General features: G+C 68.9%; 17 protein-coding genes. 8 read left to right on the forward strand and 9 right to left on the reverse strand.

Annotation, left to right across the window (positions count from 1 at the left end; all coding sequences use genetic code 11):
• Positions 1–14: 14 nt before the first annotated feature.
• The 5 genes from EV148_RS10900 to EV148_RS10920 form a co-directional block, all read right to left on the reverse strand.
• Positions 15–1,217, reverse strand: coding sequence for an acyltransferase family protein (locus EV148_RS10900; RefSeq protein WP_131997915.1), 1,203 nt, complete (start codon positions 1,215–1,217; stop codon positions 15–17).
• 10 nt (positions 1,218–1,227) lie between these two features.
• Positions 1,228–1,530: an Mpo1-like protein gene (locus EV148_RS10905; protein ID WP_131997918.1), complete on the reverse strand. Its 303-nt coding sequence runs from the start codon at positions 1,528–1,530 to the stop codon at positions 1,228–1,230.
• A gap of 115 nt (positions 1,531–1,645) precedes the next feature.
• Positions 1,646–2,521 (reverse strand): pirin family protein, encoded by an 876-nt coding sequence (locus EV148_RS10910; RefSeq protein ID WP_131997921.1) that lies wholly within the window; start codon positions 2,519–2,521, stop codon positions 1,646–1,648.
• Between the two features lie 158 nt (positions 2,522–2,679).
• Positions 2,680–2,889, reverse strand: a complete 210-nt coding sequence (locus EV148_RS10915) for a cold-shock protein (protein WP_131997924.1) — start codon at positions 2,887–2,889, stop codon at positions 2,680–2,682.
• Positions 2,890–3,105: 216 nt separating this feature from the next.
• Positions 3,106–4,149, reverse strand: a complete 1,044-nt coding sequence (locus EV148_RS10920) for a DUF4124 domain-containing protein (protein ID WP_158287432.1) — start codon at positions 4,147–4,149, stop codon at positions 3,106–3,108.
• 282 nt (positions 4,150–4,431) lie between these two features.
• Between EV148_RS10920 and EV148_RS10925 the strand changes: the two genes are divergently transcribed.
• A complete protein-coding gene (locus tag EV148_RS10925) occupies positions 4,432–4,737 on the forward strand; it encodes a hypothetical protein (protein ID WP_131997930.1) in 306 nt (101 codons plus the stop codon).
• 43 nt (positions 4,738–4,780) lie between these two features.
• On the opposite strand, the gene EV148_RS10930 is transcribed toward EV148_RS10925, so the two are convergent.
• The 4 genes from EV148_RS10930 to EV148_RS10945 all read right to left on the reverse strand — a co-directional run bounded on the left by EV148_RS10930 (position 4,781) and on the right by EV148_RS10945 (position 12,267).
• Positions 4,781–5,101, reverse strand: coding sequence for a YXWGXW repeat-containing protein (locus EV148_RS10930; protein ID WP_131997933.1), 321 nt, complete (start codon positions 5,099–5,101; stop codon positions 4,781–4,783).
• Between the two features lie 104 nt (positions 5,102–5,205).
• On the reverse strand, positions 5,206–6,285 hold the full coding sequence (locus tag EV148_RS10935) for an aminopeptidase (protein ID WP_131997936.1): 1,080 nt from the start codon (positions 6,283–6,285) through the stop codon (positions 5,206–5,208).
• Between the two features lie 24 nt (positions 6,286–6,309).
• Entirely contained in the window at positions 6,310–7,074 is a 765-nt protein-coding gene (locus EV148_RS10940; RefSeq protein WP_131997939.1) for an NAD kinase, read from the reverse strand.
• Between the two features lie 246 nt (positions 7,075–7,320).
• Positions 7,321–12,267: an NAD-glutamate dehydrogenase gene (locus EV148_RS10945; RefSeq protein WP_131997942.1), complete on the reverse strand. Its 4,947-nt coding sequence runs from the start codon at positions 12,265–12,267 to the stop codon at positions 7,321–7,323.
• Between the two features lie 439 nt (positions 12,268–12,706).
• Between EV148_RS10945 and EV148_RS10950 the strand changes: the two genes are divergently transcribed.
• The 7 genes from EV148_RS10950 to EV148_RS10980 all read left to right on the forward strand — a co-directional run bounded on the left by EV148_RS10950 (position 12,707) and on the right by EV148_RS10980 (position 23,314).
• Complete coding sequence (locus EV148_RS10950) at positions 12,707–13,897, forward strand: efflux RND transporter periplasmic adaptor subunit (RefSeq protein ID WP_131997945.1); 1,191 nt, start codon at positions 12,707–12,709, stop codon at positions 13,895–13,897.
• 112 nt (positions 13,898–14,009) lie between these two features.
• Positions 14,010–17,189 (forward strand): efflux RND transporter permease subunit, encoded by a 3,180-nt coding sequence (locus EV148_RS10955; protein ID WP_131997948.1) that lies wholly within the window; start codon positions 14,010–14,012, stop codon positions 17,187–17,189.
• On the forward strand, positions 17,182–18,183 hold the full coding sequence (locus EV148_RS10960; protein WP_131997951.1) for a DUF3187 family protein: 1,002 nt from the start codon (positions 17,182–17,184) through the stop codon (positions 18,181–18,183). The genes EV148_RS10955 and EV148_RS10960 overlap by 8 nt, the downstream gene beginning before the upstream one ends.
• A gap of 774 nt (positions 18,184–18,957) precedes the next feature.
• Complete coding sequence (locus tag EV148_RS10965) at positions 18,958–19,743, forward strand: lytic transglycosylase domain-containing protein (RefSeq protein WP_131997954.1); 786 nt, start codon at positions 18,958–18,960, stop codon at positions 19,741–19,743.
• A 324-nt stretch (positions 19,744–20,067) separates the two neighbouring features.
• Positions 20,068–20,823 (forward strand): class I SAM-dependent methyltransferase, encoded by a 756-nt coding sequence (locus tag EV148_RS10970; RefSeq protein ID WP_158287433.1) that lies wholly within the window; start codon positions 20,068–20,070, stop codon positions 20,821–20,823.
• Positions 20,824–20,935: 112 nt separating this feature from the next.
• Complete coding sequence (locus tag EV148_RS10975; RefSeq protein ID WP_131997960.1) at positions 20,936–21,286, forward strand: GFA family protein; 351 nt, start codon at positions 20,936–20,938, stop codon at positions 21,284–21,286.
• Between the two features lie 318 nt (positions 21,287–21,604).
• Positions 21,605–23,314, forward strand: a complete 1,710-nt coding sequence (locus EV148_RS10980; protein ID WP_131997963.1) for a hypothetical protein — start codon at positions 21,605–21,607, stop codon at positions 23,312–23,314.
• The last annotated feature ends 29 nt before the right edge of the window (positions 23,315–23,343 follow it).

Here is a 23,343-nt window from a genome sequence, read left to right on the forward strand (position 1 = left end):
AAACCGGTGCAAGCCTAGCGGAGTGGGTCAGTCCCGTGACGGGGCCGAAAGTCATGCTCCGGACCGAGGACGCCACCGGTTACGCCCGCGGTGGGCATCGCCGCGGCGCGTTCGCGGTAGCGCGACCACGCCCGCGCGACGCGTCGGCCGAGTTCCATGCCGGGTCGTTCGACCCAGCGATACACGAGCGTCGCGAGCACGACCGTGATCGCCATGTTGGCGACGATGTAGACGCCGAGGTGCTGCACGCGCAGGACCGACCCCGCGGGCAGGCGCAGCAGCAGCCACAGCATCACCATGAACACGACCGGATGGAACAGGTAGATCGAATAGCTGATGCGGCCGAGCCAGTCGGTGAGCGCGGAGCGGATGCGCACGAAACGGGTGCCTGCGATGAAGAGCAGCAGGCCCAGCGCATACGGGATCGTGGCGTTGTACTTCCAGCCGATCGCGTACACCGCGCCGGCCGGCAGCGCGACGAGGTGCCACAGCAACAGGCCGTGCAGCCCGGCCTGCACGATGCGGTCGTCGCTGCGCGCGTCGTCGATGACGGTGCGATAAAGCGTGCCGACCAGCATCAGCGAGAGGTTGAGCAGCGTGAACGCCGCCGGCGAGCCCATCAGGGTCGTGCCATTCCACCAGCGGACGAGCATCTCGATCGAATAGGCGAGCGTGAATGCGATCGACACCGCGAGCAGGTGTCGCGGCCGGCCGAGGCTGCCGCACAGCAGCAGCACGACGCAGAGCAGGTAGAACGCCCATTCGACGAGCAAGGTCCAATACAGTCCCTCCGCTGCGGTCACGCCGAAGAAGTCCTGCAGCAGGGTCAGGTTGACGACGAATTCGCGCAGGCCGAACGGCCTTCCCCACAACCAGCAGGTGGCGAATGCGCCGAGCGGGATCGACAGCCAGTAGGCGGGATAGATGCGGAAGAAGCGCTTGATGAGGAATGTGCCGAGCGCGGCGCGCCGCTCGGGATGGATGCTGAACGGGATCACGTAGCCACTGATGAGGAAGAACGTGACCACGCCGATGCGGCCGACGTCGATCGACGATGCGACGGTCGCGAGCCAACGGCCACCCATGCCGATACCGAACCCGACGTAGGCGTCGCCGACGTGGCGCCAGACGACGAGCAATGCCGCCAGCGCGCGCAAGGCGTCGATGTGGCGCAGGCGCGCGTCGGCGCCCGCGCGCGACGGCAATTCGCCGCTCATGCGCACCCGGTCACAAGCGCACGCGCCCGCGCAGGATGTCGGCGTACATGACCCAGTCGCCGGTGAGGCTGTAGAGCGGATGACGGAACGTCGCCGGACGGTTCTTCTCGAACACGAAGTGGCCGATCCAGGCGAAGCCGTAGCCGAACACCGGCGCGAGCCACAGCCAGCGCGCGTCGCGTGCCACGCACGCGATCACGACCACCAGCAGGGCGAGGCTGCTGCCGACGAAGTGCAGGCGACGGCAATGGCGGTTCGCGTGCTCGGACAGGTAGTACGGGTAGAACTCGCGGAAACTCGTGTATCGGGACATGACGGACGCCTCGGCCGCGCAGGATAGCAGCCTGCTTCGCCGCGGGCGCGCGCCCTGCTCCGCGAAGCCCCTCCCGAGCGCCTGCTGCGCCCGGGAACAGCACCTGCACGGCCGTTCAGTGCTCGGGCAAAGGGATGAACTCGGTCTCGCCGGGCACGACCCCGATGCGCTGTGCGAGCCAATCGGCCTTGGCGCGTTCGATGCGCGCGCGATCGGAGGACACGAAGTTCCACCAGATCGTGCGTTCGCCGTCGAGCGGCGCGCCGCCGCAGAGCACCACGTGCGCCGCCGACGTCGCCGCCACTTCGATATCCGCGCCGGCAGCGAGCACGAGCATGCGCTGCGGCGCCAGCGGCTCGCCGTCGACGCGGACGTCGCCGTCGAGCACGTAGATCGCGCGTTCCTCATGTTCGCCCGGCACGCGCAGGCTCGCTCCGCCGGCGAGGTGCACGTCCGCATACAGTGTCGGCGCGTACACGCGCACCGGCGATTCCAGCCCGAACGAGCGTCCCGCGATCACGCGCAGTCGCACCCCGTCCTGCTCGCGCTCGGGCAGCGTCGACGCGGGGTAATGGAGGAACTCCGGCGCCGTTTCCTCGTGCTCGCGCGGCAGGGCGACCCAGGTCTGGATGCCGTGCATGCGGTGGCCGGCAGCACGTTCTTCCGGCGGCGTGCGCTCGGAGTGCACGATCCCGCGCCCCGCCGTCATCCAGTTGACGTCGCCGGGCCGGATCACCTGTACGGAGCCGAGGCTGTCGCGGTGACCAAGCGCCCCCTCGAAGAGATAGGTGACCGTGGCCAGGCCGATGTGCGGGTGCGGCCGCACGTCGAGTCCACGACCGGGCGGCAGTTCGGCCGGACCGATGTGGTCGAAGAATACGAACGGACCGACGTGGCGGCGCAGGCGGAACGGCAGCAGTCGGCGCACGGTGAAACCATCGCCGAGGTCGTGCAGGCGCGGTTCGATCAGCAAGGGTGTCATGTCGCTCATGCAGCGGCTCCGGTCGCCAGATGGCGATCATGCCACTTCTCGCGCGGGCCTTGCCTCCGCACGCTGCCGTCCGGGAGAAAGGCCGGCGTCCCGGTCGCCGGGCGAAAAAAAGGGCCGCGTGCGAGCGCGGCCCTTTCGTGCGAAGGACGGCGCGGGCGTCAGGCCGGCGTCACCTCTTCCGCCTGCAGGCCCTTCTGGCCCTGCACCACGCGGAAGGAAACCTTCTGGCCTTCCTGCAGCGTCTTGAAGCCCGTGCCGGTGATCGCGCGGAAATGCACGAACACGTCCGGGCCGTTCTCACGGCTGATGAAGCCGAAACCCTTGCTCTCGTTGAACCACTTGACGGTGCCCACCTGACGATCCGACATGAAACTCTCCACTCTTGACTAGTTGAATGAACCATCCCCTTCAGGGGCATGTCGACCACTGGGTATGCAGGTGTGCAGGTGAAGCGATGAAGCGGATCAACGATCGGCGCAGCATCGGGTCGCCAAACGCGGGTGAACCGTGCAGACACAGCGGCGCGAGTCTACCCGACTTGTTGCAAATTGCTACAGACCCGGCGATGGCGCCGGATGCGGCGCTCAGTACGCCCGTATGTCGTCCGGCGGATTGCGCATGAACGCGCTCCATTCGGCCGCGAGCCGGCGCAGCCCGCCCGGGTAGGCGGCATCGAGCAGGCGTTCGGCGGCGACCGGCACGCAAGGCGTCCCGGCTTGCGCGGCCAGCACTCCTTGCAGGGCGGCCCGGCCTTCGCGGTCGCGCATGAGCAGCGCGACCAGCGAGTACGCGCGCAGGTAGCGACGTTCGCGTTCGCCTGCGGCGAGCGCCTCGGTGTAGAAACCGCTTCCCTCGCGCGCAAGCAGGTCGACCAGCGCCTCGCTGCCATCGCCGCCCGGCGCCGCGCCGATCATTGCCGTCCGCTGCCCGCCGACGTCGACCTGGCCACCCATGCCGCCGCTGCGGTAGCGGCCGAAGTACTCGGCGAGCCCCTCGTTGAGCGAAACCGGCAGGTTGCCGATCGACTCATGCACGAGCGCGTGGGTGATCTCGTGGCGGAGCACGGCGAAGTTCACTTCGTCCTGGTCCTGCATGCGCACGCGGATCGTTCGGTCGACGGTCGAATACGTACCGCTGGATTTCGCCAGGGACGGATCACCGATCTGCTGCGCGTAGGCGGCCTCGGAGCGGACGAAGACGATCTGCAGGCGCATGCCCGACGGTATCGGCACGCCGAGCGTATCGTGCATGACGCGCTGCACGCCGAGCGCGTCGGCGACCGCGCGCTGTTGCAGCTGGTCCGGCAGGTTCACGTCGTAGCCGCTCGCCTGCACGTCGATCGCGGGGGCGCCGCTCACCGCGATCACGCGATGGCCTTGCGCGTTCGCTGGCGGGGCCTGGTCCGAGTAGTGCGTGATGCCGGCCGCGTCGACCCAACGGTGCACCGCGACCGGCGCGCGTGCCTGCGCCGCCTGCGTATGCGCGAGACATGCGGCCGACTGCAGGGGTTGCGGCACCTCGATCGCGGGGAGCGCGTCGACGCCGTGCGCGGGGGCTGGCTCGATCGTTGGCGCCTGCACCGGTGGCGCCGCCTGCGGCGGGGTCGAGACGACGACCGGTGCTGCCATGGGCTCGCCGATGTGCCCGTGCGCCGATCCCGCCGCCGCTGCCACCGGCGGCTCGCGTCGATCGCACCCGGCCACGGCGATGCCGGCGGAAAGGATCGCGAGCCGGACCAGGCTGGATGTTCGCTGCACGGGCATGACGCATTGTTCCGCATCCCCGCGCCACTGTCTGCGGTTCACGTCGCCGCGCCCGGTTCGCCGCGGTTAATCCGTCGTGGCCGAGGATCTCGCATGGCCGGCACACCACAGGTGCGCCGGGCGTACCACCCACAGCCGGAGGAAACCATGCGCTCCTACATCCTCGCTTTCGGCCTGCTCGGGCTGGCCGGCGGCGTCCAGGCCCAGGACACGAGCAGCACGACCTACCAGACCCCGCAAGGCGAAGTCACGGTGACGTCGGGACAACCGCAGCCGCGCCAGTATGGCGCGCCTCCGTCGTTCGCGGAGCTCGACCGCGGCGGCCGTGGCGCGCTCGGCGAAGCCGAAGCGGCCGCCTACCCGCCGCTCGGCAACGACTTCATCCATGCCGATCGCAATCGCGACGGCCGCATCAGCCGCGCCGAATACGAGCGCTGGGCAGCCCATCAGTGAACCAGGGGGACGAGGCCGCATCCTGCGGCCTCGTCCGTTCGCGCTAGAGGCGCACCCAGTGCGCGTGCCGGAAATGCCAGTCGGGTCCGATGCGGACCCAGCGGGCGCCGACGTACCGATAGCCGGGCCGCGCGACGACCCAGCGGCCGCCGATCCAGACGTGATGCGCGCCATTCCAGTGCCAGTAGCCCGGCGCCCAGACGTAGCCCGCCCGCACGCCGGCGTGTTCGACGCGCAGCGGCGGCGGAGCTACCCCGATGGCGATGTCGACGACCGCGCGTGCCTGCGCCGGTGCCGCAGCGAACACCGCAGCGTACGCGAGCGCGGCCACGCAGCAGGCGCCGGCGAGTTTGCGCATAGCCATTGATGCATTCCTCCCATGGATGCGGGCGAACATGCCCGGTATCGGGTGGAACGCAGCCGCGACCGGACGGTTGACGCCGACCACGCCTCGATCGCGCGTGCCCGTCAGCGCGAATGCGCTGCGCCGGCATCCTCGAGCGCCGCCAGCCTGCGCTCGCGCCGGTCGTGGTCGAGCCGCGCGAGCTCGCGCACGCGTGCATGGAACGCGTCCCAGCCGCCGCCTTGCGCGTACAGCATCGCGAACGCGCCGACCCAGCGGTCGTAGAGACCGAACGGCACGAGGCTTGCGTTGTTGATGGGCGCAGCCACCCAGGCGTCGTAGCCGTGCCCGCCATTCCACTCGCGATCGCGGAGCTCCACGTAGCGACGGCGGAAGGCGTCGATCTCGGCGGCCTTGCCGGCCCGCTTCGCCGCAGCATCGCGCGACGACGCATACAGCACGCGCAACCGCTCGCGCAGGTCGAGCACGAGCCGCGTGAAGCCGTCCTCGTGCGACGCATCGCGCGTGCCCGTGGGCCGTCCGTTCGTGACACGCCATTCGCGCAGGCCCTGTTCGGCGACGAAGCTCGCGTACGACTCGTTGAACGCGGTGTCGCCGGGGACGTACAGCTTCTGGTGCGCGAGTTCATGGAAGATCACGCGATCGAGCTCGTCCTGGCCACCCCGCAGCATGCTCGAGACGATCGGATCGGCGAACCAGCCCAGGGTCGAATACGCGGCGACGCCGCGCACCGCGGTGTCGTAACCCTGCGCCTGCAGCGCCGCTGCGGCACGCTCGGCGTGGTCATGGTCGAAATAGCCGAGGTAGGCGACGCAACCGGCGAACGGGAAGCAGTGGGTGAGCGGCTCGACCGAAAACTCGGGTGCCGCGAATACGCTCCACGTCACGTACGGCCGATCCAGCTGCACATAGCTCGCATAGCTGCGGTTGCGCGGCAACCCGAGCCGATCGCTCGCGAAGCGGCGTGCGGCGAGCGCGCCGCGCAGGCGCTCGCGCACGGTCGCATCGAGTCGCGTGTCGGCGATCGCGCGTTCGATCGGCTCGCGCGCGGCGAGCAGCTGCGCCTGGCCGTGCACGACGTGCGCGTAGTAGCGCAGCGCGCCGCAACCGGCCGTCGCGGTGACGGCGAGCAGCAGGCCGCAGCGTACCAGCCATGTCGCCGTGCCGCGGGCGATGCGGCGCATCGTGCGTGCGCACCGCCTCATCCGCTACAGCTCGAACTGCTCGTTGAGGATGCGCTCTTCGAGATTGTGCTCGGGATCGAACAGCAAGGTCACGGTCTGCTCGCGCGATTCGCGGATGTGCACTTCGGTAACGTCACGCACTTCGTGCGAATCCGCGGTCGCGCTGACCGGCCGCTTGTACGGATCGAGGATCTCAAACTTGACTTCGGTGATCGCAGGCAGGATCGCACCGCGCCAGCGGCGCGGCCGGAACGGACTGATCGGCGTGAGCGCGAGCAGCTGCGAACCGAGCGGCAGGATCGGCCCGTGCGCGGAAAGGTTGTACGCGGTCGATCCGGCCGTCGTCGACACGAGCACGCCGTCGCAGACGAGTTCCTCGATCTTGGCGACGCCATTGAGCAGGACGCGCACGTGCGCGGCCTGCTTGGTCTGGCGCAGCAGCGACACCTCGTTGAATGCGAGCGAGGTCGTGCTGCTGCCGGCTTCGGTCACCGCTTCCATCAGCAGCGGCCGCAGCACCGTCGGCTGCGCGTGCTCGATGCGCGACTCGAGTTCGTCGAGGCCGTACTGGTTCATGAGGAAGCCGACCGTGCCGAGCTTCATGCCGTACACGGGCAGCGCGCGCGCCATGTGGCGATGCAGCGAGCGCAGCATGAAGCCGTCGCCACCCAGCGCGACGATGACGTCGGCCTGGTCGAGCGGCACCTCGCCGTAACGGGCGACGAGCGCGGCGTGCGCGGCTGCCGCTTCCCCGGTCTGGGCGGCGACGAAGGCGATGCGTCGTGACATGGTGCGACCCGGAGGGAACGTCCCCGCGATTCTCGGCTGCGCGCGCAGATCCGCGCAACCATGCCCGCCCCGACAAGGATCGCACGCGATGCTCGTGGCGTGGGCCTTGGCCCACCACGTCGTCGCGTGAAAGCGATGGCCGCATCCTGGCGCGCGCGTGCTGAGCAGAGAACGGTGGGCCGAGGCCCACCCGGCGCGGGCATGGGGGTACGACCTGCGCGGTGGGTCTGGGCCCACCGCGTGCAGTCAGGCGGCCTTCGACGCCGCCTGCACGAGCTGGGCGAAACGACGCAGCGCGACCGAGGCGATCGGGTAATCGACCGACTGCGTGCGGATCTCCTCGAGCAGGCCGAGCGTGAACCTGAGCGCCGGGTCGTCGCGTTCGAGCCAGCGCGCAACCGGATGCTCGTCGCCGGCATCGGCACCGGCGAGCACCTGGCGCGCGAGCGCGCGATGCTGCGAGGCGAGCTCGTCGCGCAGCGAACCGCGTGCTTGCGCATGCCAGCGGCTCTCGACCGGCAGGTTCTCGATCTGCCGGCGCAGGCCGTCGATGTCGAGCGCCTGGGCGAGCTCGAAGAAGACCGAGGCGACGCGCTCGACCCCTTCGCCGGTTTCCAGCGCGATCTCCACGATGTCGAACGCCGCGTTGAGCTCGGCGACCTTGGCGAGGCGCTGCGCGAGCGCTTCGGGGATGTCGAGCCCCTGCCACTTCTCGACGTCGACGTCGTAGTCGGCGCGGGCGTTCGCGGTCAGCACACGCGGCAGCGCCGCGGAGAGTTCGGCGACGCCGGGCGCGTAGCGCTCGACGATGCCGGCGATGTCGAGGCTCGAACCGCGCTGGTTGAGCAGCCAGCGCGTGAGGTTGCGCTGCAGGTTCCAGAGCTTGAGCAACGCGTCGATCTGCACTGCTTCGCCGACCTTGCCGTCGAGCGCTTCGATCTCGGCCCAGATGCCGCGCGCATCGACGATCTCGCGCACCGCCGAGTAGGCCTTCGCGATCGACGCCGGCGACTGGCCCGTGTCTTCCTGCATGCGCAGCACGAAGGTCGCGTCCATGCGGTTGACCATCGAATTGGTCACGACCGTTGCGATGATCTCGCGCTTGAGGCGGTGGCGCTGCATGTGCGCGGCGTACTGTTCGCGCAGCGGCTCCGGGAAGTAGCGCACGAGCTCCTTCGACAGGAACGGGTCCTCCGGCACGTCGGAATCGAGCAGTTGCTGGTAGAGCTTGATCTTCGAATACGACAGCAGCACCGACAGCTCCGGACGCGTCATGCCCTGGTGGCGCGCCTTGCGCTCGGCGAGTTCGGCGTCGGACGGCAGGAACTCGATCTGCCGGTCGAGCAGGCCTTCCGCTTCGAGCGTGCGGATGAAGTGCGCGTTCGAGCCGAGGCGGTGCACCGACATGTGCTCCATCACGGTGATCGCCTGGTTCTGCCGGTAGTTGTCCGACAGCACGAGGCGCTCGACCTCGTCGGTCATCGCGGCGAGTTGCGCGTTGCGCTGCTCGAGCGTGAGCTCGCCACGCTGCACGGCGTCGTTGAGCAGGATCTTGATGTTGACTTCGTGGTCGGAGGTGTCGACGCCGGCCGAGTTGTCGATGAAGTCGGTGTTGAGCAGCACGCCGTGCAGCGCCGCCTCGATGCGGCCCTTCTGCGTGAAGCCGAGATTGCCGCCCTCGCCGACCACCTTGCAGCGCAGGTCGCGGCCGTTGACGCGCAGCGCATTGTTGGCGCGATCGCCGACATCGGCGTTGGTCTCGGACTCGGCCTTGACGTAGGTGCCGATGCCACCGTTCCACAGCAGGTCGACCGGCGCCTTGAGGATCGCGCTCATGAGTTCGGTCGGCGTGAGCTGGGTCGTACCCTCGGCGATGCCGAGCGCGCGGCACGCTTCCGGCGACAGCGGAATCGTCTTCGCACTGCGCGGGAACACGCCGCCGCCGGCGGAGATCAGCAACTTGTCGTAGTCGTCCCAAGACGAGCGCGGCAGCGCGAACAGGCGCTCGCGTTCCTTGAACGAAATCGCCGCGTCGGGGTTCGGGTCGAGGAAGATGTGGCGGTGATCGAATGCCGCGACGAGGCGGATGTGCGTGGACAGCAGCATGCCGTTGCCGAACACGTCGCCGGACATGTCGCCGATGCCCACGCAGGTGAAATCCTCGCTCTGGCTGTCGCGGCCCATCGCGCGGAAGTGGCGCTTGACCGACTCCCAGCCACCCTTCGCGGTGATGCCCATCTTCTTGTGGTCGTAGCCGACCGAGCCGCCGGAGGCGAACGCGTCGCCCAGCCAGAAACCGTGCTCGGCGCTGACGCCATTGGCGATGTCCGAGAACGTGGCCGTGCCCTTGTCCGCGGCGACGACGAGGTAGGGATCGTCACCGTCGTGGCGCACGACGTCCCTGGGATGCACGACCTTGCCTTCGACGAGGTTGTCGGTGATGTCGAGCAGGCCGTTGATGAACATCTTGTAGCAGGCGATGCCTTCGGCGAGGACGGCGTCGCGGTCGCCGCTGGCCGGCGGATGCTTGACGAAGAAGCCGCCCTTCGAGCCGACCGGCACGATCACGGTGTTCTTCACCATCTGCGCCTTGACCAGGCCGAGCACTTCGGTGCGGAAGTCCTCGCGGCGGTCGGACCAGCGCAGGCCGCCGCGCGCGACGGGGCCGAAGCGCAGGTGCACGCCCTCGACGCGCGGGCTGTACACGAAGATCTCGCGGTAGGGGCGCGGCTTGGGCAGGTCCGGCACCTTGGCCGAATCGAACTTGAAGCTGATGTACGGGCGCGGAGCGCCGTCGCGGCGCTGGAAGTAATTCGTGCGCAGGGTCGCGCCGATCACGCCGAGGTAGGCGCGCAGGATGCGGTCCTCGTCGAGGCTCGCGACGTGCTCGAGCAGTGCCTTGATCGCGCCGATGATCGCGCCGACCTGGTCCATGCGCGGCTGCGTGCGCGTCGCGACGAGGTCGTCGACGAACTTCGGCGGCAACTTCTTGGACACGTCGCCCGGGATGAGCGCGCGCAGTTCGCCGCCGAGGCGCTCGCCGGCTGCCCTGGCCGCGTCGGCGCCCACGTCCTCGCGCGCGGGATCGAAACCCGCCTCGAACAGCTCGACCAGCAGGCCGGCCAGTGCCGGATAGCGGTTGAGCGTCTCCTCCATGTAGCTCTGCGAGAACGTCACGCCGGTCTGCAGCAGGTACTTGCAGTAGCCGCGCAGCACGCTCACCTGGCGCCAGTCGAGCCGTGCGCCGAGGATGAGCTTGTTGAACGCGTCGTTCTCCGCGTCGCCGCGCCAGATGCTCGCGAACGCGTTCTCGAACGCGTCGCCGACCTGCTCGATGTCGAACGCGCAGCGCGTCGCCGCCTGCACCGCGATGTCCTGCACGTAGACGGTGGCTTCGGGAAGGCGGATCTCGCTGAGCTGCTCGGTGAGCACCCTGAGGCCCATGTTCTCGAGCAGCGGGATCACTTCCGACAGCGCGATCGCGCCGCCCTGGCGGAACACCTTGAACTGCAGCGTGTCCTCGCGACGGGTCGACGGCGCGAGGCTCAGCTTGATGTCGCCGCCGTCGCGCAGCGAGGTCGCGAGCACGAGGTCGACGGCGGCGACGCCGGGCGTCGCTTCCTCGATGTAGGACGCCGGCAGCGCGCGCGCATAGCGCGAGGCGAGGCGCAGGCCTTCGGCTTCGCCGTGCCGCGCGACCAGCGCGTCGCGCAGTTCGTCGTGCCAGTTGCGCACGATCTGGCCGATGCGCGACTCGAGGTCGGCGACGTCGTAGGCGACGAGGTCGCCCGGCTTCGGCCGCACGACGAGGTGCAGCTGCGCCAGCGGCGACTCGCCGAGCTGGATCGAGGAGTCGATGCGCTCGCCGCGCAGCGCGGCCTTCAGCGTGCCCTCGACGCGCTCGCGCACTTCGGTGTCGAAGCGGTCGCGCGGCAGGAACACGAGGCAGGAGTAGAAGCGGCCGTACTTGTCGCGACGGATGAACACGCGCGTGCGCGGCCGCTGGCCGAGCGCGAGGATGCCGGTCGCGGTCGCGAACAGCTCATCCTCGCTGGCCTGGAACAGTTCGTCGCGCGGCAGCAGCTCGAGTACGTGGCGCAGCGCCTTGCCCGAATGCGAGTCGCGGCGCAGGCCGGAACGCTGCATCACCGTCTCGACCTTGCGGCGCACGAGCGGCACGTCCTGGGGACGGGCCATGTAGGCATTGGTGGTGAACAGGCCGAGGAAGCGCTGCTCGATCACCGGCACGCCGTTCTGGTCGAAGCCGAGCACGCCGATGTAGTCCATGTAGCCCGGGCGATGCACGTGCGAGCGCGCATTGGTCTTGGTGAGGATGATCGCGTCCATGGAGCCGGACTGGGGCAGCTCCTTCGCGACGAGGGTGCGTAGCGAGCGCGGCGCGAGCGAGCGCTCCGAGCCGCGCAGGATGCCGAGGCCCGAGCCCTCGACCGCCTGCAGCACTTCGTCGTCGCCGCTCTTGACGACCGCGTATTCGCGGCAGCCGAGGAAGGTGAAGTTGTCGTTGGCGGCCCAGCGCAGGAAATCCTGCGCTTCGGCGACGCCGTCCGCATCCACCGGCATCGGCCTGGTGGCCAGCGAATCGGCGAGGTCGAGCATGCGCTGGCGCATCGCCTGCCAGTCGGTGACGCTCGCGCGCACGTCGTCGAGCGCATCGGCGACCTGCTGCTGCAGGCGGTCGAGTTCCGCGGCGTCGGCGACGCGATCGATCTCGAAATGCATGACCGACTCGGCCGCCCCCTTGTCCGCGTCGCCCGCGGCGATCGACACGAGGCGGCCGTTCGCGTCGCGTTCGACGCGGTAGACGGGATGGACGACCGAATGGATCGCATGGCCCGCCGAGGTCACGGCCATGCCGACCGAGTCGACCAGGAACGGCATGTCGTCGGTGACGACGTCGACGACGGTGCGTGCGCGGCCGGAACCCATCGCCGGATTGGAGACACGCACCTTGGCCGTGCCGACCCGGCGCTCGCGCATGAAGTCGAGCAGGCCCTGGGCCAGTGCCGACCACTCCGCCGCCGGGCGCTCGGCGATCTCGTCCGCGGCGATGCGACGCAGGAACTCGCGCGCGAAGGACTGCGCGTCCGTCAGAGCCGTGCCGCTGAGCTGGGTCGAAAGATGGACGAGGATCGGATCGACGTGCGTGCCGGACACGGCGCCTTGTGCGGTCATGAAGGGGTCCGAAGGTGGGGAAAAATGCGGGCCGCAAGGATACGCCGCGGGCCGCGGCGAATCCATACGGCCGCGGCCGGCGGACGCGGCGCGTCACCGCGCCGGAGGGACGCATGGCGGCGCGCGTGACATGCGTTTTCCCCTGCGTTTCCCGTCACGGGTGCGACGCACCCCCACGGCCGGCGAGCGTGGATGCTTTACGCAAGCTTAAGCGGTCATCGGCACCGCGCGGCACCGCGATCGCGATGTGTCCACATGTCGCGCACGTCGTAAAGTGCCATTGGACCCGTGCCGAATCCGCCGCGGCGAGGATGCATGTTCCTGTACCCGGCGGTATAGTCGCGCCGCTGCCGACGCGGCTCGCGCGAAGCACGCGCACGCCGCCGTCCTCCGTTCGGCCGCCTGCCCCTCTACGCATCCGAGAACAGGAAGCTCCACGATGAAGTTGCATCGCGCATTGACCCCTGTCGCCGTCGCGACGCTCGCCGCCATCGCCGCCGGCTGCGGCAAGCCGGCGCCGCAGCAACAGCAGATGCCGCCGCCCGAAGTCGGCGTGGTCGTCGCCAAGGCCGGCGCGGTGCCGCTCGTGCAGGAACTGGTCGGACGCCTCAGCGCGGTCCGCACCGCCGACGTGCGGGCGCGCGTCGCCGGCGTGCTGCAGAAGCGCGTCTACACCGAAGGCACCGACGTCAAGGAAGGCCAGCTGCTGTTCGAGATCGATCCGGCGCCGCTGCGCGCGACCTTGAACGCGCAGCTCGCCAACCTCGCCGCCGCGCAGGCAACCTACCAGAACAACCACATCGCCGCCGAGCGTGCGCGCTCGGTCGCCGAGAAGGGCCTGCTCTCGAAAGCCGACGTCGACGCCGCCAACGCGGCCGAACGCACCGCCGCCGCCGCCGTCAAGCAGGCGCAGGCGAACGTCGAGGCGGCGAGGATCAACCTCGGCTACGCCAACGTCACCGCGCCGATCGCCGGCCGCGCCGGCAAGCAGCAGGTGACCGAAGGCGCGCTGGTCGGCCAGGGCGAAGCGACGCTGCTGACCACGATCGAACAGATCGACCCGGTCTACGTGAACTTCAGCCAGGCGGTCGGTTCGCTCGAACAGATGCGGCGCGCGGCCGCGAAGGGCGACGTGCAGCTCTACGAGCAGGGCAAGGCGAAGGTCGAGATCACGATGCCGGACGGCAGCGCCTACGACCAGACCGGCACGCTCGACTTCTCCGATACCGCAGTCGATGCGGCGACCGGTGCGGTGACCCTGCGCGGCATCGTGCCCAATCCGCAACACCGCCTGCTGCCGGGCATGTACGTCAACGTGCGCCTCAGCCTCGGCGAGCTCAAGCATGCCTGGCTCGTCTCGCAGCGCGCGGTGCAACGCGACGGCCAGGGCGCCTACGTGTTCGTCGTCGGCGAGGACGGCAAGGTCGTGCAGAAGCGCATCGAGGCCGACACCCTGCAGGGCGACAGCTGGATCGTCACGAGCGGCCTCGCCGACGGCGACCAGATCGTCGTTTCGGGCGTGCAGAAGGTACACCCCGACGCGCCGGCAAAGGCCGTGCCGTGGCAACCAGAGGCGAACGGCCAGGCTCCCCAGGGCGCCCCGGCCGCGGCCGAAGGCGAGAAGCAGTAGAAGGTTCGCGCGCGCCCGCGCGGCGACCCTCGGGTCCGCGCGCGGGCGGCGCCACGGATGACGGCCGGCGCGGCCGCCATCCGCGACTCCAGCCATTTCCGGAATACACACCATGCCCAGTTTCTTCATCGAGCGTCCGATCTTCGCCTGGGTCATCGCGATCCTCATCACGCTGGGCGGCGTGATCGCGATCAGCCAGCTCGGCGTCGAGGCCTATCCGACGATCGCGCCGCCGCAGGTGGCGGTCAACGCGGTCTACCCGGGCGCGGACGCGAGCACGGTCGAGAAGACCGTGACCCAGGTCATCGAGCAGCAGCTCACCGGCGTCGACCACCTGCTCTATTTCAGTTCCAGTTCGAGTTCGAGCGGCACGGCGTCGATCACGCTCACCTTCGAGCCGGGCACGAACGCGGACATCGCCGCGGTGCAGACGCAGAATCGCGTCTCGCTCGCGCAGCCGCGCCTGCCGACCGAGGTGATCCAGCAGGGCATCACCGTGTCGAAGGTGAACCCGGGCTTCCTCATGGTCGGCATGCTCAAGTCCGACGACGGCTCGATGGACACCTACGCGCTCAACAACGTCGTCGCGACGCAGGTGCTCGACCAGATCCAGCGCATCCCGGGCGTCGGCAGCGCGTTCCAGTTCGGTTCCGAATTCGCTATGCGCATCTGGCTCGACCCGGACAAGCTGCACGGCTACAGCCTGTCGGCGACCGAGGTGCTGGCCGCCGTGCGCGGCCAGAACGTGCAGGTCGCGGCCGGTTCGGTCGGCGCCGAGCCGTCGGCAGGCGGCGCGAGCTTCACCGCGACGGTGCGCGCCGAGGGCCGCTTCAGCGAGCCCGAGCAGTTCGCCAACATCCTGCTGCGCGCGAACAGCGACGGCACGACCGTGCGCCTCAAGGACGTCGCGCGCATCGAGATCGGCCCGGGCAGCTACGGCTTCGCGCTCAAGTACAACGATACCTCGACGGCCGGTTTCGGCGTGCAGCTGCTCACCGGCGCCAATGCGCTCGGCGTCGCCAAGGCGGTGAAGGCCAAGCTCGCCGAACTGCAGCCGGGTTTCCCGAAGGGCGTGTCGTGGTTCATCCCGTACGACACGTCCGACTTCATCCAGATCTCGATCGAGGAAGTGGTCAAGACGCTGTTCGAGGCGATCGTGCTGGTCTTCCTCGTCATGCTGATCTTCCTGCAGAACTTCCGCATCACGCTGATCCCGACCCTGGTCATCCCGGTCGCGCTGATGGGTGGCTTCCTCGGCATGTGGATGCTCGGCTTCACGATCAACCAGCTGAGCCTGTTCGGCATGGTGCTCGCGATCGGCATCGTCGTCGACGACGCGATTGTGGTGATCGAGAACGTCGAGCGCATCATGGCCGAGGAGGGCCTTTCGCCGAAGGAAGCGACGCGCAAGGCGATGGGCCAGATCACCGGCGCGGTCATCGCGATCGCGGTCGTGCTCGCCGCCGTGTTCATCCCGAGCGCCATGCAGAGCGGCAGCGCCGGCGCGATCTACCGCCAGTTCGCGCTGACGATCGCGGTCTCGATGGGCTTCTCCGCATTCCTCGCCCTCGCCTTCACGCCGGCGTTGTGCGCGAGCATGCTCAAGCCGGTGCACGACACGAAGAAGAACCTCGTGTTCCGCTGGTTCAACGACAGCTTCAACTGGACCCAGAACCTCTACACCGGCCACGTGCGCACCGCCGTGCGCCACGCGCCGACCTGGTTCGTCGTGTTCATCGCGATCGCGGTGCTGTGCGGCTTCCTGTTCACGCGCCTGCCGGGCAGCTTCGTGCCGGAGGAAGACCAGGGCTACCTGTTCGCGATCGTGCAGCTGCCGCCAGGTGCGACGATCGATCGCACCAACAAGGTCATGGAACAGGTGCGCTCGATCGGCCGGCAGAACCCCGACGTCGAGGGCGTGGTCACGGTGTCCGGCTACAGCTTCGTCGGCCAGGGCGAGAACGTCGGCATGGCGTTCTACCGGCTGAAGCCGTGGAAGGAGCGACCGCACGTGTCGAGCGCGCTCGCGCAGCAGCTCAACGGCGCCAACTTCATGCAGATCAAGGACGCGCAGGTGTTCGTGCTGAACCTGCCGACGATCCCGGGCCTGTCGCAATTCGGTGGCTTCGAGATGTACCTGCAGGACCGCAGCGGCGCCGGCCACGACGCACTCATCGCGGCGCGCAACCAGCTGCTCGGCGCGGCAGCGAAGTCGCCGCTGCTCGCCGGCGTACGTCCGAACGGGCTCGAGGACAGCACCCAGATCAAGATGACGGTCGATCGCGTGCAGGCGCAGTCGATGGGCATCTCGCTCACCGACGTCTACTCGGCGATCCAGCTCATGCTCGCGCCCGTGTACGTCGACGACTTCTTCCACCAGGGGCGCGTGCAGCGCGTGATCATGCAGGCGGATGCGCCGTACCGCATGTCGCCCGACGCGGTCAGCCACTTCTACGTGCCGAGCAGCCTCGGCGCGGCTGCCGCCGACGGCACGCGGCCGATGGTGCCGCTGTCGAACGTCGTGCGCACCGAGTGGAGCATGGGCTCGCCGAGCCTCACGCGCTACAACGGCTACTCGGCGATCCAGATGAACGGCGGGCCCTCGCCGGGCCACAGCTCGGGCGAGGCGATGCAGGCGATGCAGGACATCATCGGCGGCAAGGACTTCCCGAGCGGCTTCAGTTACCAGTGGTCGGGCCAGTCGCTGCAGGAGATCATCTCCGGCAACCAGGCGCCGCTGCTGTTCGCGCTGTCGATCCTCGTCGTCTTCCTCTGCCTCGCCGCGTTGTACGAGAGCTGGTCGATCCCGTTCGCGGTCATGCTGGTCGTCCCCGTCGGCATCACGGGCGCGCTGGTGGCGACGCTGATGCGCCACACCTTCGACGCGAACCTCAACAACGACATCTTCTTCAAGATCGGCCTCATCACGATCATCGGCCTCGCCGCGAAGAACGCGATCCTGATCGTCGAGTTCGCGGTCGAGGAACAGCGCGCCGGGCGCAAGCTCGCCACGGCCGTGGTCGATGCCGCGCGCCTGCGACTGCGGCCGATCCTCATGACCTCGTTCTGCTTCATCCTCGGCGTGCTGCCCCTCGCGATCTCGAGCGGCGCCGGCGCCAACGCACGCCACGCGATCGGCACCGGCGTGATCGGCGGCATGATCTTCGCGACCTTCCTCGGCGTGCTGTTCATCCCGATCTTCTACGTGATCGTGCGACGCCTGCTCGGCGACAAGATGGAACCACCCGAGGAAACGCTCGCCGCGACCTCGTCGCCGCACCAGCATGGCTGATGCGGCATCGCGCCCGGGTCGCCGCAGGGCGGCCCGTTGCGCCTGGCTCGGCCTGGTCGCGCCCGCGCTGCTGCCGGCGGCCGCATCGGCCGACGGCGGCGCGCCATGGCTGCTCTATCGCGACGCCGATCCGTTCGTCGCCGCGAGCGGCCTGCCGTTCGCCCCGCCCTCCGCGGCGCCGGACGCCTGGCGCGTCGAGTTCGTCGCGAGCGCGAGCAACGCCGAACTCGCGTTCGATCGCGGCAGCGAGCACCTGCTCTACGACGGCGAGTTCCACGAAGCCCGGCTCGCGCTGACGCGCGCCTTCGGCGAATGCTGGATCGCACGCGCAACGATCGGTGAAGTCTCGTTCGGCGATGGCTTCCTCGACGGCTTCATCGAGGACTGGCACCGCACGTTCGGCCTCGACAACGGCGATCGCGGGCACCTTGCCGGTGACGGCCACGTGATCGCGTACGACGACGGCGGCGGCAATCACATCGCGCTCGATCGTCGGCTGCATGCCGCCACGCCGCTGCTCGTCGATCTCGCCTGGCGCCTGCCAGCGGGCGCGCACGAATGGCAGCTCGGCGCGACGCTGAAACTGCCGACCACGCACGCGAGCCCGCTCGTCGACGACCGCGCCGTCGACGCGAGCCTCTGGCTCGCCGCGCAGTCGACCGACGCGACGACGCGCCTGCCGTGGGGCGTGCGCGCCGGCGCGATGCGCCGCGGCGACACCGAACTGCTGCCCGCGCGCGCGAACGACGTCGTCCCGTTCGCCGACGCGTCGCTCGGCGTCGTGCTGCGCCCCGGCTGGGACGTCGCCGCGCAGTTGCAATGGCACGGTGCGCTCTACGACAGCGCAATCCCGCTGCTCAACGACGCGGCGACCCTCACGTTGTCATCCGCATGGCATGCGAAGGGCGGATGGACGCTGCGCGCGGGCCTCGTCGAGGACGCGATCGCGAAACATGCGCAGGACGTGACGATTTTTCTGTCGTTGACGCTTTGAACGCGGTTGGCGCTTCGCGCTCCTTTCCCTTCGACAGCAACGCAAATCTCTCTTCTTTCGCGACAACCGAGCCGCATCCGTGCGTGTTCGTCCCGCATCCCTGCGGGCCGGTGATTTCTCTTTGCTTGTCCAAAGAGAAGTCGCCAAGAGTAAGGACACCCCAACAGCGGCGCCCTCCGGGCATCCTGCCCTGCGGGTGCGTGAACGCCGCTTAAGGGGGACCCGAAGAGCAGCGCGCCCCTGCGCGCATAAGAGCGACGCGGCTTCGGCCTCTGCGCGCAGGAGCGCGCTGCTTTTCCCCGGGTCCCCGTGCGGCCCGGCGAGCGGCGGAGGAAGAGCCCGAAGGGGCGCGCGCAGGAAGCGCGCGCGTTCGTTGACGACACAGGGATGTGTCGCCAACGAACCCCGTAGCCCGCTCGCGTCGTCAGCGGGCAAGGAAGCCCGCTGACCGGGCCGCCCGGGGTGCCGTTCTCTTTGGTTACTTTCTCTTGGGCAAGCACTGCGCCGCCGGAGCGGCGCGAACAGCGCAGCTGGCCCGAAGGCGGAGGGCAGGATGCCGGAGTCACAGAAAGTGACCCGCCCGCAGAGATGCGAGTGGAAAACGCACGGATGCGGGTCGGTTGTCGCGAAAGAAGCCACAGCCTGCTGTTCAACGAGAACAACAACAATGACAAGCGCACCGCAAAAGCACCCTCACCCTACCCTCTCCCGCAAGCGGAAGAGGGGAACCCCCGATACCGCGCTCATTCACCCCTTCCCCCTACAATTCCCCGAATGAACCCCACGCGCCCGCTCATCGCGCTCGCCTTCGCGCTGCTCGCGTCGACGCACGGCAACGCGCGCACCGTCTACCGCTGCATCCGCGACGGCACTGTCAGCCTCGCGACCGCGCCCGAACCCGGTTCGCAGTGCTTCGCGAAGGAACTCGACGACGATGCAGCCGCGCTGCCGAACCTCTGGGGCCGCATGGGCGTGTTCCACGGCACCCTGTACAAGCGCGAGCAGGATGGAAGGACTGTCTACAGCACGCGCAACCTGCCCGGGTCCACGCCCGTGCTCGGCTTCACCGTGGCGACGCCGGCAGGCTCGCCCGCGCATGCGGGCCTCGGCAAGGTCGGCGCGCCACGCATGGACGCGTTTCCGCGCGAGTTCAGGAGCGCGGCGAAGAAGACCGGCATCGACGAGGCGTGGCTGCGCGCGATCGCCCACGCGGAAAGCTACTTCGACGCGAAAGCCGTTTCCGACAAGGGCGCACGCGGCGTCATGCAGCTGATGCCGGAAACGATCGCCGACTACGGCGTCAGGGATCCGTTCGACGCGAAGCAATCGATCCTCGCCGGCGCCAAACTGCTGAAAGCGCTGTGGACGCGTTACGAAGGCGACCTCGTGCTCGCCGCCGCCGCATACAACGCCGGCGCCGGCGCGGTGGCGCAGTACAACGGCGTGCCGCCCTACGTCGAAACGCAGGAATACGTCGCCAAGGTGCAGGCGCTGCACGCACGCTACCGCAAGGCGATGAAGCTGCCACCGCTCCCCGGCCAGCTCGCCCCCGCCCGATAGGGTCCGGTCCCCCTATGGGAGCACCTGTCTTTGCCGGCCGGCACGCCGCCAATCTCCGTTCGCGGTGCAACGGCAGGAGCCCACCCTGTGGGCGACCGCAGTGTCGCGATGCACCGAGGCGCGGCGGTCGCGCATGGGGTGCGCTCCTGCAGGTGACAGGCGCCGCGCTTGTGTGGGCGCGGCTTCTGCCGCGATGCCCTGCCCAGGGCATCGCGACTGAAGTCGGTGCGCGAACATCATGCCCACGCACGTCGGCCCTCGAGAATGCGAGGCGCGCGCGGGCGCCTGATAGAATCGCCGCCCTGCCTGCCCATGACGATCCCGATGAGCGCCGACGAACAACGCCTGCTCGACAAGACCTGGTTCTACCGTTTCCGCCTCCCGAGCGGGCGCGTGACCGCCACCTACGACGACGGCGCGCTCGATGCGATCCACGACACGCGCCTGGCGATGCTGCGCGACGTCGTATCGCGACGCTTCGGCGAGAGCCTGGCCGGCCACGACGCGATCGACATCGCCTGCCACCAGGGCTGGTTCTCGACCAAGCTGCTCGAAATGGGCGCCGATCGCGTGGTCGCCGTCGACACGCGCGACGAGCACGTCGCCGACACGCGGCTCGTGCGCGACGCGCTCGGCCTGTCGAAACTCGACGTGCGCCAGTCCGACGTGCATGCACTCGATCGCGCCGGGCTCGGCCAGTTCGACCTCGTGCTCATGCTCGGCCTCATCTATCACCTCGAGAACCCGATCGGCGCGCTGCGCCAGGCGCGCGCGCTGACGCGCCACATGTGCGTGGTCGAGACGCAGGTCGTACCGGGCATGAGCGGCATGGTCGACTACGGCAGCTACCGCTTCGTGCGCCCACTCAAGGGCTCGTTCGGCATCATCGACGAAACCGACGACACGCACGGCCCGGAAGCGAGCACGACCGGTATCTGCCTCGTGCCGAGCCTCGAGGCGCTGTTCTGGATCATGCGCAAGGTAGGCTTCAGCCGCGTCGAACTCGTGCCACCGCCGGCCGATGGTTACGAACAGCTCGTGCACGGCAAGCGCGTGATGGTGGCCGGTTACGTCGACTGAGCCGGCCCGGCCGCGCGAGTCCGGCGACGCAAGGGTCACCCGCGCATCAGGCAGGCGCCGCGGGAGTAGCATCATTCGGCGAATCGCCGCCACCACCGAGCTGGGAAGAGCCATGACCACCTATACCGGAAGCTGCCACTGCGGGAACGTCGCCTTCGAGGTCGAAGGCGAGATCGACAGCGGCCTCGCCTGCAACTGCTCGATCTGCGCGCGCAAGGCCTCGCTGCTGTGGTTCGTGCCGCGCGAGAACCTCGCACTCAGGACGCCGGAAGACGCGGCGAAGACCTACACGTTCAACAAGCACGCGATCCGCCACCGCTTCTGCCCCGAATGCGGCATCCACCCGTATGCCGAGGCGACCAATGCGCAGGGCCAACCAATGGCCGCGATCAACCTGCGCTGCATCGAGGGCCTCGATCTTTCGACGATTCCCGTCCACCATTTCGACGGACGCGCTCTCTGATTCCGGGAATCCGGGTGCGCCGGCGCAGCCCGCGACGAACGGGATGATCACGCATGGGGAGAGCCGCAGGTTCCACCGGCGGCTACCTGCCACTGCGGCCGCCGAAGCAGTCGCGCGGATCGTGACGAGCTCCAGCCGAGCGATTCCCGGATATGGCCGCTGCGCTTCCAGGGCGCCGGAGCAGAATGGATTCCCGCTTTCGCGGAATGACGCCACGGAGTGATCACGCCGGCCTCGGCGTCGCGGCATGGCGCTGTTCGCATTTCAAAAGCGTTTACCGACGTAGGATGCAGCCGCATGTCCAGGGAGGTGCGCACCATGTCGGGAATCCAGTGTTGGCGCGCGGTCGCGGTCGCGGGCCTGTTTGCCGCGAGCGGTGTCGATGCCGCGGTCGTGATCGACCTGTCGTGGGTCGACCAGGGCTCGGCGGAATTCCAGCGGTTCAAGGCGTATGTCGATCGCGCCGTGGCCGGCCATCCGGACTACGGCTTCTCCGCCGCGGACGCGGCGTACATGTACGAGCTGACCGGCCAGGCGCAATACGCGACACTCGCGGTGGCCACGGTCGAGGCGCAGGTCGCCGCGGCCGAGAGCGACATCGCCGGCGGCGGCGTGCCCGACATCGCGGGCGACCAGTACCTCGAGGTCGGACCGATGATCGAGGATCTCGCGCTCACCTATGACTGGTGCGCGAGCCACGTGACGCCGACGCAACGCACGCGCTGGGGCAACTACGCCGAACAGGCGGTATGGAACGTCTGGCATCACGACCAGGCCCAATGGGGCGGGCATCCGCATCCATGGCCGGGCTGGGGCGTCGACGACCCGGCCAACAACTACCACTACAGCTTCCTGCGCGCGACGATGTACTGGGGCCTCGCCTCGGACAGCACGACCTGGAAGAACCTGCTGCGCGACGTGCGCTGGCCTGAGCAGCTCGCCTACACCGCGACGATCCCGGGCGGCGGCAGCCAGGAAGGCACCGCGTACGGTCTCTCGCACGGCACGCTGTTCCAGCTCTACCGAGTCTGGCGCGACTCGACCGCGTCGGACATCGGCAACGCGAACGACCACGTCGACGACAGCATCCTCTGGTGGATCCACGCGACGGTACCGACGCGTGATCGAGTCGCCGCGATCGGCGACCAGGCCCGCGTGTCCGAGCCGGTCATCTACGACTACCACCGGCACCTCATGCTCGAGGCGCTCGACGTGTCCAACGACGCGACCGCGCGCGCGAACGCGTCGTGGTGGCTGCATGCGATCTCCGACCAGGCGATGGAGAGCAGTTTCAACTACCGCCACAACCTCATGCCGGCGGGGCCCGCGGGCGCGCCGCCATCGTCTCTCGTCTACCACGCGACCGGCACCGGCCAGCTGTTCGCGCGCACGGGTTGGGACACCGGCGCGATGTGGTTCGCGTTCTCCGCGGGTCCATACGTGCAGAGCCATGCGCACCAGGACCAGGGCGCGTTCACGCTGTTCGAGGGCGACTGGCTCGCGGTGACCGAGAACATCTGGACGCACAGCGGCATCCAGCAAGGCACGGACACGAACAACGTCGTACGGTTCGAGCATGCGGGTTCGATCGTGCCTCAACGCGAGGGAACGACCTCGACGATGAGCGTGACGCCCGGCACCGGCGGCGCGGTACACGCGGTCGCCGACCTCACGCCGGCCTACGACGGCAATCCGGCCGTGGCATCGTGGAAGCGCACGGTCGACTTCGCCGCGCGCAAGCTCACCGTCACCGATGCGTTCACGCTCGGCGCGGGCACGACCGCGACGTTCCAGGTCAACACGCCGGTGCAGCCGGTCGTCGACGGTCTCGTCGCGACCGCGGGGCCGCTGAAGATCCGCGTGATCTCGCCCGCCGACGCGACCTTGACCACGCTCGACTGGACCACGCGCAGCGATGCCGACGAAACGTTCAACTCGGGCTGGCGCCTCGACGTGCACGGCGGCACGACGGGCTACGTGGTGGAGTTCAGCACGAGCGACACGATCTTCGCGGACGGCTTCGACTGACGGGTCGCCGGTCGCGGCGATGTCGGTGC

Source organism: Dokdonella fugitiva (assembly GCF_004342425.1).
In the GTDB taxonomy this organism is placed as follows: domain Bacteria; phylum Pseudomonadota; class Gammaproteobacteria; order Xanthomonadales; family Rhodanobacteraceae; genus Dokdonella_A; species Dokdonella_A fugitiva.